Origin of the sequence: Bacillus sp. YBWC18 (assembly GCF_002998775.1) — a bacterium.
In the GTDB taxonomy this organism is placed as follows: Bacteria; Bacillota; Bacilli; order Bacillales; family Bacillaceae; genus Bacillus.
In genome coordinates this window covers 257,098-272,209 of the sequence record NZ_PVRI01000002.1, presented here as the reverse complement: position 1 = coordinate 272,209, position 15,112 = coordinate 257,098, and the positions used below count along the sequence as shown (strand labels likewise).

Genomic DNA, 15,112 nt, shown 5'->3' with positions numbered 1-15,112 from the left:
AGGTCATGAAGGAGCTAGACAAATAATGACTATCGAAGATGATCAAATCAATGATTATATTGAACATTTAATTCACCCAAGTCCTGATGCAATCGCTCAATTAGAGGTATACGCAAAAGAGCATCATGTGCCAATTATGGAAAAGGTGAGCATCGAACTTTTACTGCAGCTGCTGTCGATGAAAAAGCCGAAGAAAATCCTTGAGGTTGGGACAGCGATTGGCTACTCCGCCATTCGAATGGCGACAGCTCTGCCAGATGCTGAGATTTATACGATTGAGCGAAATGCGAAACGCTATGAAGAAGCGACACGGAACATTGAGGAATTAAAGTTAAAAGAAAGAATACACGTGTTCTTTGGTGATGCCATGGAATCGGCTAAAACGGTCCAAACGATGGCGCCCTATGACGTGATCTTTATTGATGCCGCAAAAGGGCAGTACAAACGTTTTTTTGAGCTGTTTGAACCGATGCTTGCTCATGACGGAATGATCATAACAGACAACGTATTATTCAAAGGCTTAGTGGCAACGAACTATGAAGAAGAAATTGAAGATAAACGAAAAAAACAATTAATTGGAAAAATTGATCGATACAATCAATGGCTCATGTCAAACCCTGATTTCCAAACGTGTATTATTCCAGTTGGAGACGGGATCGCCATTAGTACAAAAAGAGGTGACCAATCATGAAAAAACCAGAATTGCTTGTGACGCCAAGCAAGGTGTCAGACGTACTGCCATTAATCGAGGCGGGAGCTGATGCATTCTTCATAGGCGAACAAACATACGGTATTCGTCTTGCAGGCGAGTTTTCAAGAGAAGATGTGAAACAGACGGTTGAGCTGGCACATGCGCATCACAAAAAAGTGTATGTGGCGATGAACGCGATTTTTCATAATGACCGTGTGCAGCTGCTTGGAGATTATTTAACCTTTCTCGATGCATTAAACGTAGATGGCGTCGTCTTTGGAGACCCAGCCGTGATCATGGCCGCAAAGGAAACTGGGGTGAGCCTGAATCTCCACTGGAGTACAGAAACGACTGGGACAAACTATTACACTTGTAACTACTGGGGCAGAAAAGGCGCAACGCGTGCTGTTCTTGCCAAAGAGCTGAACATGGACAGTGTAATCGACATTAAAGAAAATGCTGAGGTGGAAATCGAAATTCAAGTTCATGGCATGACATGTATGTTTCAATCGAAACGTACGCTCATTGGCAACTACTTTGAATACCAAGGCAAACAAATGGACGTTGAAGGCAGAAATATGGAGGAAGGACTATTCCTTCATGACCAGGAACGTCAAAACAAATACCCTATTTTCGAGGATGCAAACGGCACACATATTATGAGTCCTAATGATGTGTGTATGATTGACGAATTAGAAGAATTTGTTGACGCAGGCATTGACTCATTTAAAATTGACGGAATTTTAAAGTCACTTTCTTATATGACAGAGGTGACATCACTATATCGAAAAGCCATTGATTTACTAGTGACTGATAAGGAAGGCTATGAAGATCAGAAAGATGAATGGGTGGAGCGGATTGAAGAGATTCAGCCTGTCAACCGTTCAATCGATACAGGGTTCTTCTTTAAAGAAACGGTTTATTAATATAAGAGGAGGCAGAGGAAATGGCACTATTGAAAGATGGTATTTCTGAAATGATTGATGGAAAACGTGTCATTACAAAAAAACCAGAACTGCTTGCACCAGCAGGAAACTTGGAAAAGCTGAAAATTGCAGTACATTATGGAGCAGATGCTGTCTTTATTGGCGGAAAAGAATTTGGACTTCGCTCAAATGCCGATAACTTTTCAATTGAAGAAATGGCTGAAGGCGTCGCATTTGCAAACAAATACGGTGCACGAATTTATGTGACAACGAATATCTTTGCCCACAACGAAAACATGGACGGACTTGAGGAATACCTTCAAGGGATTGAAGGCGCTGGAGTAGCGGGCATTATTGTGGCTGACCCGCTGATCATTGAAACGTGTAAACGTGTCGCACCGAAGCTTGAAGTCCATTTAAGCACACAGCAATCTCTTTCGAATTGGAAAGCTGTTCAGTTTTGGAAGGAAGAAGGTCTTGAGCGTGTGGTGCTTGCTCGCGAGACAAGTGCGCTGGAAATTAGAGAAATGAAAGAAAAGGTCGATATTGAAATTGAAACGTTCATTCACGGTGCAATGTGTATTGCTTACTCTGGCCGCTGCGTGCTCAGTAACCACATGACGGCAAGAGATTCTAACCGCGGAGGCTGCTGCCAGTCCTGCCGCTGGGATTATGATCTTTATAAACTAGAAGGTTCTGAGGAAGCGCCATTGTTTGGAGAGGAAGACGCACCATTTGCGATGAGTCCAAAAGACTTAAAGCTTGTCGAATCCATTCCTCAAATGATCGAAATGGGAATTGACAGCTTGAAAATCGAAGGGCGAATGAAATCAATTCATTATGTGGCAACTGTCGTGAGTGTATATCGCAAAGTCATTGACGCCTATTGTGCTGACCCAGACAATTTTGTCATTCAGCAGGAATGGTTAGATGAACTAGATAAATGCGCAAACCGTGACACAGCGCCAGCCTTTTTCGAAGGTGTACCAGGAACGGATGAACAAATGTTTGGCATTCATGGAAAGAAAACGACATTTGATTTCGCAGGTCTCGTTCTTCATTATGATGAAAAAGAACAAATCGTCACATTGCAGCAGCGCAACTTCTTTAAAGCTGGCGATGAAGTCGAATTTTTCGGACCAGAAATTGAGAATTTCACATGCAAAATTGAGACGATTTGGGATGAAAAAGGAAATGAACTAGATGCCGCTCGTCATCCGCTGCAAATCGTAAAATTCAAGCTCGATCAAAAAGTATACCCTAGCAACATGATGAGAAAGGGGAAATAACAGGCACATGAGGAGTAAACCAGTTGTCATTGGAATTGCTGGCGGCTCGGGTTCAGGTAAAACGAGCGTCACCAATTCGATCTATGAAAAATTTAAAGGACATTCCATCCTCATGCTTCAGCAAGATTTATATTACAAAAATCAAAGTCATATGCCATTTGAAGAGCGCTTGCTTACGAATTATGATCATCCGCTTGCATTCGACAATGACCTGATGTTTGAGCATTTGGAACAGCTCCTAAGGTACGAATCCATTGAAAAACCAATATATGATTTCAAGCTAAACACACGTTCAGAAGAGACGGTCCATGTTGAACCAAAGGATGTCATCATCGTTGAAGGCATCTTTGCACTAGAAGATGAACGTCTGAGAGACTTAATGGATATTAAACTGTATGTTGATACAGATGCAGACCTTCGCATCATTCGCCGCATTTTACGCGATACAAAAGAAAGAGGCCGTTCAATCGATTCTGTGATTGAACAGTATGTATCTGTTGTCAGACCAATGCATAATCAATTCATTGAACCGACAAAGCGATACGCCGATATCATCATCCCAGAAGGCGGCCAAAACCATGTGGCGATTGACCTAATGGTGACAAAAATTCAAACGATTCTTCAAAACCGAGCAGAGTAAATGGTGGAGAAGAAAAAGACCTTTACATTGTAAAGGTCTTTTCAACATCATGATAAAGAGAATAAATACCAATATTTCACTTGTTTCTATAAGTAGAAGCTGCTTAAATATTTTTAGAAGGAACACCTTGAATGAAAGATTTGGTATGATAGGAAAACAATGATGTGAAATAGATGTAGAAAAATGCCGTTTTCAAGCTGAATATTGAAGTTGTTTCGATTTTGTAATAGTATATTAAAAAAACGACAAACAAATCATCACAAATTTTCAAACAATTCTTGATCAAAAAGCAATTTTGTAATAATATAGCATAGACATATCGTACACTGACCATATTATGTATTGGAAGATGGAGAATGGATAAGCTATTCTTCTACATATGATCGAAATGGCGAACGAGGTACAGGAGCTTCCTGTGCCTTTCCACAGTTTGTGCGATGAAGATAGATCATCTTTAGACCACTGAGAGTGGTTCTGTCTGAAAAAAGGCATAATAGTTGCATCTAAAAGGGACGCCATGTAAGATGGACTTTTACAAATATGGGACAGAAGGAATGAGGGCCTGAAGAAGTCCTCATTCTTGTATATTTCAGTCGTCACTCACGTGCAGAAAGTTTGTATGATGAGGATTAATAGAAGGAGTGAATGATTCATGGCACAAGAGAAAGTATTTCCAATGACAGAAGAAGGAAAACGTAAATTAGAAGAAGAGCTTGAATATTTGAAAACGGTTAAACGTAAAGAGGTTGTAGAGCGTATTAAAATTGCTAGAAGCTTTGGAGACCTCTCTGAGAACTCGGAATATGATTCTGCTAAAGAAGAGCAAGCGTTTGTAGAAGGGCGTATCACAACGCTTGATAATATGATTCGCAATGCCAAAATTATCGAAGATGAAGGAAACTCAAATATTGTCTCACTTGGTAAAACAGTCACATTCGTTGAATTACCAGACGGAGAAGAAGAGTCTTACACTATCGTTGGAAGTGCAGAAGCTGATCCGTTCGAAGGAAAGATTTCAAACGATTCACCAATCGCAAAAAGTCTGTTAGGCAAACAAGTAGACGACAAAGTAACCGTTCAAACACCTGGCGGAGAAATGTTCGTCCAAATTGTAAAAATTTCATAATCACGTTTATACGATAAACACCTCGTCCACAATAGGGACGAGGTGTTTTTATGCGCAAAAAACGTAGAATTCAATGGACAGGTGCTATTATTTTTATGCTGCTTCTCGGTCTTCTCATGAGACTGGCAGAAATTCAACTGTTCTTCACAGAATCTTTTTCAAAGCTTGATATCAATTTAATACAAGAAAGTGTCAAACAGCGTACAGAAGAAGTGGTCATTTCAGATGGCCGCGGTGAATTTTTAGATCGAAACGGCGAAGCGCTTCTCACAAAAGAACAGCCCGCGGTTATCTTATTTCCTTTTCTGCAATATGATCTTCCTCATTTAAAACAAACCGCCTCTATTCTCGAGATGGAAGAAGATGAACTCAAAAAACAGCTGACAGAAACCAAAAAACCTCTGATTCTCAAAGATGACATCACGAAAAAAAAGCTGAAAGACATCAATGATATGAAATATTCAGGTGTTTACGGCGTATATATGAAAGAGAAGGACAAAAAAAGACTTGCCCTCCACACATTAGGCTTCACGAGTGAAAATCCAGAATTGCTCAGAAAGCGTTATCCTGACAAAAAAGAGCTTTCCATCCGTACAGAAATCGGTACTTTTGGGCTAGAAAGTACCTTTGACGAATTTCTATTACCCGAGCAAGACACAAAATTGTTATATCATGTGGACGGAAGGGGAAACCCTTTGTTTGGAATGGACGTCAAATATACAGCAGAGGCTCATTCATTTTATCCTCTTCAGGTTCAAACAACAATTGATGAAAACATGCAAGCTGAAATGGAGAAAGTTCTGAAAGAACAAGGCGTCGAAAAAGGCGGGGCCGTTCTGCTCGACATTGAAAGCAGCAGCGTGTTGGCGATGGCGAGTACGCCAAATGTCACAAGCAAAAACCGGCATGAGGCAAGAAATTATATGCTGACTGCCATGGCACCAGGCTCTGTCTTTAAAACCGCTGTACTTGCCGCAGCAATCGAAAAAAACCTCGACCAGCCACAAACGATGTATGACTGTCGAAAGAATTTATATGGAGAGCCAGAAGGAACGCAGGAAGTGCTGAATCTGTCTGAGAGCTTTTCGCAGAGCTGTAATTATACCTTTGCGACACTTGCTGGCAAGCTTATCCAAACAGATGATCAAATCATCGAAAAGACGGCTGCAAAGCTTGGACTCATTGATCGAGCTGGCTGGGAAGGGGATGTCTATCATAAGCAGCATTTCAAACAGTTTGATCGTGAAGAAACCGGCAGTGTGTGGGGAGATAAAAGAGACAAGCATGTCAAAAAAGCCATTGCCCAAACCGCAATAGGACAAAAAAATGTCAAAACGACTCCTTTGCAAATCGCCAATATGATGGCATCGATTGCGAGAGGCGGAGAACGAAAAGAAGTGAAAATCGCTGAAAAAGTGCTGTATCAAAACGGAACAACGATGCTAACCTTTCAAAACAAACGACCGGAAGGAGACAGTATTGACCGCTATACAGCTCAAAAGCTGCAAAAGTACTTAAGGCAGGTGGTGACGTCTGACAAAGGAACAGGAAGAAGGTTTCAAGATCTTCCATTTGATGTAGCGGGGAAATCAGGCACTGCCCAAACCGGCAGTAAAGATAAAAAGGGGAATCCGCTTTATCATAAGTGGTTTGCTGGGTACTTTCCGGTGGGAAAACCAAAATATGCTCTTGTCGTTGTTCACCTTGATGAGGCAAGTGGCCGGGCTAAGACAAATGATGCGTTTTATGATATTGTAAAAAAGGTCAATGAAATTGAAAAGAAACAGACATAGAACATCCCTTCATGTCATGTTAGAATAGTAACGACTTAGGGAACGAGGCAAAGGAGTGCAGAGATTTTGAGTAGAAATTCTCGATTTGAACATCGTGATAAGCGCAGAAAGGCGAATATGGTGCTTAACATATTAATTGGTATCGTTGTGGTGCTTATTTTGGTTGTCGCATCGAGTTTGTTAATTTTTAATAAACCGAAAGACACAGATGTAGCGGATGCACCATCTAAAACGGCGCCTGCAACAAGTGAAAATAAACAAAAATCAGAAGAAGATGTGAAAGATCAAAAGAAAGACACATCCGATGATGCAGATGCAAAAAAAGAGGACTCATCTGATCAAGACGACGATACGAAGAAGACAGATGATGAAGAAGAGCCTAATAAAGATGCGTTAAAAGACGCCAAAGAAACAGACGGCGGCAAAACGAGTGACGTAGACAAAACATATGAAAGCGATGACTGGGAGCCTGTAGGAACAGAGCAATCCGGTTCACATACAGCAACCTATGATTCTAACTCAAAAGACTGGAAAGAAATGATCAAAGCCATGTCCTATGCGACGGGGATTTCAGAAGATCAAATGACGGTTCTTTGGTTAGGAAATAACGGAGGTCCTCAAGATGCAAAGGGAACCATCCGTGACAAATCATCAGGTGAACGCTACCGCGTGGAAATCACATGGGTAGATGAAAAAGGCTGGAAACCTGTAAAGGTTGAAAAATTAAAATAAACATGAAAAAAAGATAGCAGATATGCTATCTTTTTTATTTAGATATTCGCCTTAAAATGAACAACCGCTGTATACAAAATCCGGTCATCAATCACAGTCGTTTGATGACTGACAGAATGAACAGTCAGCAAGATTGCCTGATTATGTTCAATTTGTTTTTGGATCTTTTGTTCAAGTTCTTTTAAAGACGATGCTTCAAAGAATTCAATTTTATCCTTTAGAAAATCCAACTGAAAATCCATTTGATTCACCCCTCCATGCTCTTCATTCATCTTAATCTCTCTCCTCTAAAAGGGCAAATATTTTTCTACCCCTCCCAGTATTTTTTAGTAGGAAAGAAACAGAAGATGTGGTAGGATAGGAACTGTTCGACGCATTAAAACATACTATACGCATAGGAATAAATAGATAAAGTGGAGGGAAAGAAAATGGGACGTGAGTTTCTTTCTTTATTTGATCATTGGGCTGACTCTTATGACGACACGGTAAGTGGTCATGATGAGCAGTATGAAGAAGTGTTTCGCCGGTATCCGGCCATTTTAAAAGAAATTACTCGCCGTGCAGGTCAATATGTTCTTGAGTTTGGAAGCGGCACGGGGAATCTAACAGTGGCACTGCTCGCAGCTGATAAGAACGTGTTTGGCGTTGAACCATCAGACGCCATGAAGAAAGCGGCTCTTCAAAAGGGAGTACCCGATGTGTTTCATGATGGGGATTTTTTATCATTTCCAGCGCCGCCATTTGAGCCGGATACGATTGTCAGTTCATATGCTTTCCACCATTTAACGGACGAAGAAAAAAAACAAGCCATTCACACCTATAGCAACATCCTTCACTCAGATGGTAAAATAGTCTTTGCTGATACAATGTTTCAAAATCAAGCAGCACATCAAGCTGAAATCGACAAAGCGAAAGCCGCAGGATTCGATCAGCTTGCTGAGGATTTAGAAACGGAATATTATCCATCCATTGATGTGCTAAAGCAAATCTTTGAAGAAGAAGGTTTTAGCACGTCCTTTCATCAAATGAATGATTTTGTTTGGATCGTAGAAGCGAAGAAAAGGGAATGAAAGGATGTTTTTGATTTGAAAATCGCAGTCATAGGTGCAATGGAAGAAGAAGTGACAATATTAAGAGATCAACTAAAGAATGCTACACAAGAAAACATCGCTGGGTGTGAATTCACAACAGGTGTTTATGAAGATAAAGAAGTGATTTTATTAAAATCAGGGATTGGAAAAGTAAATGCAGCGGTCAGCACAACACTTCTGCTTGACCGCTTTCAGCCGGATTATGTGATCAATACAGGATCTGCTGGCGGTTTCCATCACACATTAAATGTAGGGGATATTGTCATTTCTACTGATGTTCGACATCATGATGTGGATGTGACAATCTTTGATTACGAATACGGACAAGTACCAGGGTTGCCAGCTGCTTTCGCTGCAGACGAAAAGCTTGTGAAGCTGGCAGAGGAATCGGCTTTAGAGATCGATCATATTCAAGTGGCAAAAGGAACAATTGCAACAGGAGATTCGTTTATGAATGATCCGGATCGTGTAGCGTTTGTGAGAGAGAAGTTTCCAGAACTATATGCGGTGGAAATGGAAGCCGCAGCTGTTGCACAAGTTTGCCAGCTCTTTGGAACGCCATTTGTTGTCGTTCGAGCGCTATCTGATATTGCAGGGAAAGAATCCAATGTCTCCTTTGATCAATTTCTTGAGCAAGCAGCGATTCACTCAACTGACCTTGTCTTGCGTATGATAAAGCAAACTCAATAAAAGAAGGGGGTTCCCCCTTCTTTTCCATACAAAGGAAGGGAATCATATGGCTGTCATAAAGGATATTACAGAATTAATTGGCCGCACACCGCTTTTAAAGCTGTCAGGGATTGGCATCCCAGATGGTGTAGAGGTGTATGCAAAGCTTGAAATGATGAATCCGGGTGGAAGTATTAAAGATCGTTTAGGTGATATGCTCATAAGAGAAGCATTGGCATCAGGCAAATTGCGTTCAGGCGGAACCATCATTGAAGCAACTGCTGGAAACACAGGAATTGGTCTTGCCCTCAGTGCAAGAAAGCATCAATTGCGTACCATTTTTTGCGTACCAGAACATTTTAGTCAAGAAAAACAACAACTAATGAAGGCGCTCGGTGCAGAGATTATTCATACACCAAGAAAAGAGGGCATGAAGGGTGCGATTGATCGAGCTCTTGAATTAGAGGTAAGCCTTGACAATGCCTATTGCGTTTTACAATTTAAAAACCAAGTAAATCCATTGACTTACTATAAAACGCTTGGCCCAGAGTTATGGTCCGACCTACAAGGAAACATTGATGTATTCGTAGCAGGAGCGGGATCTGGAGGAACTTTTCAAGGGTGTGCTGCCTATTTAAAAGAGCAGCATCCGGCGTTAAAAACAATTGTTGTCGAACCTGAAGGATCGATTTTAAATGGAGGAGATCCGGGCCCGCATAGAACGGAAGGAATCGGCCTTGAATTTATCCCAGATTATATGGAATCTGCTTTATTCGATGAGATTTATACGGTCAGTGATGATGATGCTTTCCAAATGGTGAAAGAAGCTGCTGAAAAAGAAGGCGTTCTCATTGGAAGCTCTTCAGGTGCCGCATTATATGCCGCTTTAGAGGAAGCAAAGAAGGCAGCACCTGGGACAGTCATTGTCACCATTTTTCCTGACAGCAGTGAACGCTATTTAAGTAAAGGAATTTATGAGGGAGGAAAATAGAATGAAACCAAAAACAATGATGATACACAGCGGAACAACTGGTGATGAAAAAACGGGCGCTGTGTCTGTTCCGATATACCAAGTGAGCACTTATAAGCAGCCGAAAGCAGGCGAACATACAGGATATGAATATTCTAGAACAGCGAATCCAACAAGAACGGCACTTGAAACCGTCATTCGTGATCTTGAAGGGGGAGCAAACGGCTACGCATTCGGTTCAGGGATGGCTGCCATTACGGCAGTCATGATGCTGTTTAACAGCGGAGATCATATTGTCCTGACAGATGACGTGTACGGCGGAACTTACCGCGTCATTACAAAGGTACTAAACCGTATTGGCATTCATGCGACCTTTGTGGACACAAGTGATCCTGAAGCGGTGAAAAAAGCAATTTTACCCGAAACAAAAGCGGTTTACATTGAATCACCAACCAATCCTTTACTGAAAATGACTGATCTCAAAGCGATCGGCCAATTGACAAAAGAAGCCAACATCTTAATGATTGTTGATAATACATTTTTTACACCTTATTTCCAAAAACCGATTGAATATGGGGCGGACATTGTCCTCCATAGTGCCACTAAATATTTAGGCGGCCACAGTGATGTCGTAGGCGGGCTTGTTGTAACAGCGACGAAAGAGCTTGGAGAAGAACTTCATTTTGTTCAAAATTCTACAGGTGGAATTCTTGGACCGCAGGATTCATGGCTTCTCATGAGAGGGATCAAAACGCTTGGACTAAGAATGGAAGCACATCAACAAAATGCGCAGAAAATCGCTGAGTTTCTAGAACAACATCCAGCGGTCACACGTGTTTATTACCCAGGTCTTGGTGCTCACCCTGGACATGAACTTGCGAAAACGCAAGCATCAGGCTTCGGCGGAATGATCTCTTTTGATATTGGAAAAGAAGAACATGTCGATGTGTTTTTAAGCCAGCTTAAGCTGTTTACAATCGCAGAAAGCCTTGGAGCGGTTGAAAGCTTAATCTCTGTTCCTGCTCGAATGACTCATGCGTCCATTCCGAAAGACCGCCGGGAGGAGCTTGGCATCACTGATGGTTTAATTCGTATATCCGTTGGGATTGAAGATGTGGATGATTTACTGAATGATATGAAGCAAGGACTAAACGCACTAGTGAATGGATAGATTTACATGCCACTACCTTTCTTTTACTATGTTAAGCTATCAATAGACATGTTAAACAGGAAGGTGATTCAAGTGAAGAAAAAGTGGAGTGGTTTAGTGACAGATTACAAGCAGTACGCTTTTATTTTGCTTGCTGTCAGCACCTTTTTATATATTGGTACGATCATACCGAACCAGCACATCGAAGCATCTCCAAAAATGCTGATGATGGGAATTGATTGTGTTTTCTTATTAGCAGCTTTTCTTTGTGTCAGACGCGCGATCTTTTTTCAAAAGAAACTGCAAGAACTAGATGAAGATTAATTCGAAAAGTCTCCTCATATACGTGAGGGGGCTTTTTTGATTGTATTGGACAAACGGACAAGAATAACTGTAGAAATTTAGTCAAAAACACAAAAATCATCTATATTACTAAAAACAGGTTTACAAAATGGTGCTTGCTGGATATACTTACAAAGTAATTAAAAACGTAAAGGAGGCTGAAGAATATGTTATTCGTATCTACTTGTGATCAATTCAACCAACAATTTCATCATGTCATCAGCCTGTGGAAGAGCTCGTGTCCTTCCTTTACCTTATACGGTGCACGCTTCAAAACTGTTTAAGTAAACGAGGATTTCACGCATCATCCATTGCAGGTAGGAAGACATTGTCTTTTGATCTGCATTTTTGTGTGCCCGCAGGTCAACTGATAAAGAAGATCTGCGGGCTATTTCGCATGCTGCGAACTGAAGGGAGGTGAGCGTATATGACAATCCATTTATTCTTTATTACATTGACGATTCAGCGTAAATACAAAGACATTGAGACCGTTCTTTATGAACAACAAGTCGAAACATTTTATGAAGAAATGAAGCAAAAACAACTAAAGTATATGAACTAAAACAGGAAAAGAAAAAATTGGAAAAGGAGGAGATTGACATGTTTATGATGCTTGCAATGCTTGATTGTTATACTAGGGAGAAGGACCAGGTTTAGACACGCTCCACATTGATCACCTGCACATATGATACCCGTAAAAGGAGATTGTGAGGTGATCAATGAATGTCGATGTCACCATATATGAGGTTTCCGTCAGTGGGGCACGGGTATACGTCCATTCCGCATTCCTTAAAGCACGGGTACGGCAATCCATACCGGATGCAAAGAGAGCAACAAGAAATGCTTAGACGCTATATGTACAATTACAATTATCCAACTTATTGGTATTAAAGAAAAGGAGCAGGAAACAATACGTTTCCTGCTCCTTTTACATTAGTAAATCCAGCTTGCACCGATGATGATCAACAAAATGAACAGTACAACAAGCAATGCGAATCCGCCTGCAAAACCGCCACCGTAACCACCACAGTCTCCAGAATAACCGCCACCAAAGCCCATAATCTAGCACCACCTTTATCTAATCAAGATACATTCATAAAATATGCAGCTCATGCAGAAAACGAAATCAATCTGAGCACAATTAATGAAAACGCCTATTCAGATCAAAATTTTTTAAAGTTCTGCGAAACATTTTCTGAAAAGGTGCCGTCTAATCAATGACAACTAATTAGGACTAGGTCTTAAACTTTGTTAGGCGAGAGCCGATATGAAAAGTAAGAAAATTCGTAAATAGTTTTATTTACTGGTGCAAAGCAGGTGTTAACATTGATTCAAAGCTGGATTGGAAAACAAATGAGGGAACCAAAAGGCTTGTTCTCAAAATGGGTTGCCCGCTATATGGAAAAAAATCATCATAATATCAATGAATGGACGATTCAACTCTTAAATATACAAGAAAACGACCGGATTTTAGAAATCGGGACTGGAAGAGGCATAACATTATCGAAGGTAGCAGAAAAACTTGATCGCGGTAAAGTATATGGATTGGATGCCTCTCGTCATATGATCAAATATGCAAAAAGAAAACATAAGAAGCTTGTGGAACAGGATAAAGCCGTCGTGACTCTTGGTAAAGCTGAGCATTTACCTTTTGAAGACAGATCATTCAATAAATTATTTACGGTGCAGACCATCTATTACTTGAAGGATATTGAACAGGTCATGAAGGAAGTGTACCGCGTCCTTCAAGTGGATGGAGAAGTATTCTTATCTTTCCAACAGCAGGAACTGATGAAGGAACAAAAACGGTCACAGTCTTTTTCATCGTATAGTGAACAAGAAATCAGCCGCCTATTTTCAGCGTATCACTTTAGAGAAGTTTCGGTTTATCACTATGATACATACATCTGTATCAAAGCGTTAAAATGATGAAAATATTTCCCAGGTAATGAACAAGCATTCAAAAAGAGGCTCTTCGTCAGAGGAGCCTCTTTACTTACAATTGTACCCGTGATTGATGGGACGCAAAGTTAAAAAAGACTCTTCATCAGAAGAGTCTTTTCAATGTTATGTAGGCGCCAGCCAGGTGTGTAAGGAATGATAGTATATATAAGGAATTTGTTTGTCGATTAAGGATACCTGTCTGGCTTATTTCTTATATCGACACCGTTCTTCAAAAGTTTAGCTTTTTTTTCAATATTTTCTTTTTTATTTGACTGGAAGATACATTTTTCGCTTTTATTATCCATTGTGCCATTTGAAGCAGGGAATTGCTTCATAAATAGAGAAAATTGTAGAGACTTCATTTTTAAACAAAAAGGGAGGAATGAAAACATGTCGGGAAACAAAGGTGTCGTTTATAAAGGAGCAGGAAATGTAGCAGTTGAGGATATTGGATACCCTGATTTGATTTTAAGAGATGGTCCGGGTGTACCGAAAGCCAATGTGGGGCGCAAATGTGAGCATGGCGTCATTTTAAAAGTAGTGACGACGAATATTTGCGGAAGTGACCAGCACATGGTGAGAGGGCGTACCACTGCGCCTGCAGGACTAGTCCTTGGTCATGAAATTACAGGTGAAGTCGTTGAGGTTGGACGAGATGTGGAGTTTATTCAAAAAGGAGACCTTGTGTCCGTTCCATTTAATATTGCTTGTGGACGCTGCGTCATGTGCAAGGAACAAAAAACTCATGTGTGCTTAAATGTAAACCCGGACCGTCCAGGCTCTGCCTATGGATACGTCGATATGGGCGGATGGGTTGGCGGCCAATCCGAGTACGTCATGGTCCCATATGCAGATTTTCAGCTGCTCAAATTTCCAGACAAAGATCAAGCGATGGAGAAAATACTTGATCTGACGATGCTTTCCGATATTTTCCCGACAGGTTTTCACGGTGCTTATACGGCTGGAGTAAAGCCTGGTTCGACTGTATATATTGCTGGTGCCGGGCCAGTAGGTCTTGCCGCAGCACATTCCGCTCAGCTCCTTGGCGCCTCTGCGGTAATTGTCGGTGATTTGAATGAACAAAGGCTGGAGCAGGCCAGAAGCTTTGGCTGTGAGACGATCAATTTAAGAAAACATGATCGAATCGGCGAACAAATCACGAATATCTTAGGAGAGCCAGAAGTTGACTGTGCCGTCGATTGTGTCGGCTTTGAAGCGTCAGGTCATGGAGATCAAGGAGAAGCACCTGCAACCGTTTTAAATACAATTATGGATATTACCAAAGTTGGCGGTAAGCTCGGAATTCCAGGGCTTTACGTCACAGAAGACCCAGGTGCGGTGGATGCGGATGCAAAAGTTGGATCTCTGAAAGTGCGAATTGGACTTGGCTGGGCAAAAGCCCATACCTTTGTGACAGGTCAAACCCCTGTCATGCAATATCACCGCAGTCTAATGAAATCCATTTTAAGCGGAAGAGCACAAATCGCCAAAGCGGTAAATGCGACCGTCATTAACCTTGATCAAGCTCCTCAAGGATACAGCGACTTTGATTCGGGTGTGGCGAAGAAATTTGTGATTGACCCGCATGGGATGATTTCTAAATAATGATTCAATGAAATTAATCGAAAAAACTTACAGGAGGATTCCTGTAAGTTTTTTTATGTTCTATTTTAAAATGACCTGTACTATTCTCCTGTAATGCATCTCATGTTAAAATATATAAATTGGAAAAATTATTCTATAGTTGAA

Annotated in this window: 17 protein-coding genes and 1 pseudogene; 16 read left to right on the top strand and 2 right to left on the bottom strand. The window is 41.0% G+C overall.

Annotation, left to right across the window (positions count from 1 at the left end; genetic code table 11):
- Window positions 1-25: 25 nt before the first annotated feature.
- The 7 genes from C6348_RS07695 (at window position 26) to C6348_RS07665 (ending at window position 7,197) form a co-directional block, all read left to right on the top strand.
- Window positions 26-691 (top strand): O-methyltransferase, encoded by a 666-nt coding sequence (locus tag C6348_RS07695; RefSeq protein ID WP_034661491.1) that lies wholly within the window; start codon window positions 26-28, stop codon window positions 689-691.
- Window positions 688-1,617 (top strand): peptidase U32 family protein, encoded by a 930-nt coding sequence (locus tag C6348_RS07690; RefSeq protein WP_106031255.1) that lies wholly within the window; start codon window positions 688-690, stop codon window positions 1,615-1,617. The genes C6348_RS07695 and C6348_RS07690 overlap by 4 nt, the downstream gene beginning before the upstream one ends.
- A 20-nt stretch (window positions 1,618-1,637) precedes the next feature.
- Window positions 1,638-2,906, top strand: coding sequence for a peptidase U32 family protein (locus C6348_RS07685; RefSeq protein ID WP_034661487.1), 1,269 nt, complete (start codon window positions 1,638-1,640; stop codon window positions 2,904-2,906).
- Window positions 2,907-2,913: 7 nt separating this feature from the next.
- Complete coding sequence (udk, locus tag C6348_RS07680; RefSeq protein ID WP_024423106.1) at window positions 2,914-3,546, top strand: uridine kinase; 633 nt, start codon at window positions 2,914-2,916, stop codon at window positions 3,544-3,546.
- Between the two features lie 652 nt (window positions 3,547-4,198).
- The gene (greA, locus tag C6348_RS07675) at window positions 4,199-4,672 is read left to right on the top strand and encodes a transcription elongation factor GreA (protein WP_007501433.1); all 474 of its coding nucleotides are present in this window, start codon (window positions 4,199-4,201) and stop codon (window positions 4,670-4,672) included.
- Window positions 4,673-4,722: 50 nt separating this feature from the next.
- A complete protein-coding gene (locus C6348_RS07670) occupies window positions 4,723-6,465 on the top strand; it encodes a peptidoglycan D,D-transpeptidase FtsI family protein (RefSeq protein WP_106042505.1) in 1,743 nt (580 codons plus the stop codon).
- A gap of 66 nt (window positions 6,466-6,531) precedes the next feature.
- Window positions 6,532-7,197 (top strand): YrrS family protein, encoded by a 666-nt coding sequence (locus tag C6348_RS07665; RefSeq protein ID WP_106042503.1) that lies wholly within the window; start codon window positions 6,532-6,534, stop codon window positions 7,195-7,197.
- Between the two features lie 38 nt (window positions 7,198-7,235).
- Here C6348_RS07665 and C6348_RS07660 read toward each other — a convergent pair whose 3' ends face one another.
- Window positions 7,236-7,439 (bottom strand): YrzA family protein, encoded by a 204-nt coding sequence (locus C6348_RS07660; RefSeq protein ID WP_034620637.1) that lies wholly within the window; start codon window positions 7,437-7,439, stop codon window positions 7,236-7,238.
- A gap of 186 nt (window positions 7,440-7,625) precedes the next feature.
- Between C6348_RS07660 and C6348_RS07655 the strand changes: the two genes are divergently transcribed.
- The 7 genes from C6348_RS07655 to C6348_RS18865 all read left to right on the top strand — a co-directional run bounded on the left by C6348_RS07655 (window position 7,626) and on the right by C6348_RS18865 (window position 12,310).
- Complete coding sequence (locus C6348_RS07655; RefSeq protein WP_106036912.1) at window positions 7,626-8,267, top strand: class I SAM-dependent DNA methyltransferase; 642 nt, start codon at window positions 7,626-7,628, stop codon at window positions 8,265-8,267.
- A gap of 15 nt (window positions 8,268-8,282) precedes the next feature.
- Window positions 8,283-8,978 carry a 5'-methylthioadenosine/S-adenosylhomocysteine nucleosidase gene (mtnN, locus tag C6348_RS07650; protein WP_034661478.1) on the top strand — a complete coding sequence of 232 codons (696 nt, stop codon included), beginning with the start codon at window positions 8,283-8,285 and terminating at the stop codon, window positions 8,976-8,978.
- A 46-nt stretch (window positions 8,979-9,024) separates the two neighbouring features.
- A complete protein-coding gene (locus C6348_RS07645; protein ID WP_106042501.1) occupies window positions 9,025-9,948 on the top strand; it encodes a PLP-dependent cysteine synthase family protein in 924 nt (307 codons plus the stop codon).
- 1 nt (window position 9,949) lies between these two features.
- Window positions 9,950-11,098 (top strand): bifunctional cystathionine gamma-lyase/homocysteine desulfhydrase, encoded by a 1,149-nt coding sequence (locus C6348_RS07640; RefSeq protein ID WP_034661473.1) that lies wholly within the window; start codon window positions 9,950-9,952, stop codon window positions 11,096-11,098.
- 72 nt (window positions 11,099-11,170) lie between these two features.
- Complete coding sequence (locus C6348_RS07635) at window positions 11,171-11,401, top strand: YrhC family protein (RefSeq protein WP_041815772.1); 231 nt, start codon at window positions 11,171-11,173, stop codon at window positions 11,399-11,401.
- A gap of 445 nt (window positions 11,402-11,846) precedes the next feature.
- The gene (locus tag C6348_RS07630; RefSeq protein ID WP_008342648.1) at window positions 11,847-11,981 is read left to right on the top strand and encodes a YrzI family small protein; all 135 of its coding nucleotides are present in this window, start codon (window positions 11,847-11,849) and stop codon (window positions 11,979-11,981) included.
- A gap of 167 nt (window positions 11,982-12,148) precedes the next feature.
- Window positions 12,149-12,310, top strand: a complete 162-nt coding sequence (locus C6348_RS18865) for a hypothetical protein (RefSeq protein WP_212040727.1) — start codon at window positions 12,149-12,151, stop codon at window positions 12,308-12,310.
- Window positions 12,311-12,352: 42 nt separating this feature from the next.
- Here C6348_RS18865 and C6348_RS19035 read toward each other — a convergent pair.
- Window positions 12,353-12,436: pseudogene (locus C6348_RS19035) on the bottom strand (YjcZ family sporulation protein); the annotation flags it as partial.
- A 309-nt stretch (window positions 12,437-12,745) separates the two neighbouring features.
- Between C6348_RS19035 and C6348_RS07620 the strand changes: the two are divergent.
- Together C6348_RS07620 and fdhA are read left to right on the top strand one after the other, a co-directional pair.
- Window positions 12,746-13,348: a class I SAM-dependent methyltransferase gene (locus tag C6348_RS07620; protein WP_060596845.1), complete on the top strand. Its 603-nt coding sequence runs from the start codon at window positions 12,746-12,748 to the stop codon at window positions 13,346-13,348.
- A 405-nt stretch (window positions 13,349-13,753) separates the two neighbouring features.
- Window positions 13,754-14,968 carry a formaldehyde dehydrogenase, glutathione-independent gene (gene fdhA, locus C6348_RS07615; protein ID WP_106031262.1) on the top strand — a complete coding sequence of 405 codons (1,215 nt, stop codon included), beginning with the start codon at window positions 13,754-13,756 and terminating at the stop codon, window positions 14,966-14,968.
- Window positions 14,969-15,112 lie beyond the last annotated feature (144 nt).

Coding starts and splice junctions, on each gene's coding strand:
- C6348_RS07645 (WP_106042501.1), top strand. CDS start 9,025: ATGGCTGTCATAAAGGATATTACAGAATTAATTGGCCGCACACCGCTT.
- C6348_RS07670 (WP_106042505.1), top strand. CDS start 4,723: ATGCGCAAAAAACGTAGAATTCAATGGACAGGTGCTATTATTTTTATG.
- udk (WP_024423106.1), top strand. CDS start 2,914: ATGAGGAGTAAACCAGTTGTCATTGGAATTGCTGGCGGCTCGGGTTCA.
- C6348_RS18865 (WP_212040727.1), top strand. CDS start 12,149: ATGTCACCATATATGAGGTTTCCGTCAGTGGGGCACGGGTATACGTCC.
- C6348_RS07630 (WP_008342648.1), top strand. CDS start 11,847: ATGACAATCCATTTATTCTTTATTACATTGACGATTCAGCGTAAATAC.
- C6348_RS07690 (WP_106031255.1), top strand. CDS start 688: ATGAAAAAACCAGAATTGCTTGTGACGCCAAGCAAGGTGTCAGACGTA.
- greA (WP_007501433.1), top strand. CDS start 4,199: ATGGCACAAGAGAAAGTATTTCCAATGACAGAAGAAGGAAAACGTAAA.
- C6348_RS07685 (WP_034661487.1), top strand. CDS start 1,638: ATGGCACTATTGAAAGATGGTATTTCTGAAATGATTGATGGAAAACGT.
- C6348_RS07660 (WP_034620637.1), bottom strand. CDS start 7,439: ATGGATTTTCAGTTGGATTTTCTAAAGGATAAAATTGAATTCTTTGAA.
- C6348_RS07655 (WP_106036912.1), top strand. CDS start 7,626: ATGGGACGTGAGTTTCTTTCTTTATTTGATCATTGGGCTGACTCTTAT.
- C6348_RS07640 (WP_034661473.1), top strand. CDS start 9,950: ATGAAACCAAAAACAATGATGATACACAGCGGAACAACTGGTGATGAA.
- fdhA (WP_106031262.1), top strand. CDS start 13,754: ATGTCGGGAAACAAAGGTGTCGTTTATAAAGGAGCAGGAAATGTAGCA.
- C6348_RS07695 (WP_034661491.1), top strand. CDS start 26: ATGACTATCGAAGATGATCAAATCAATGATTATATTGAACATTTAATT.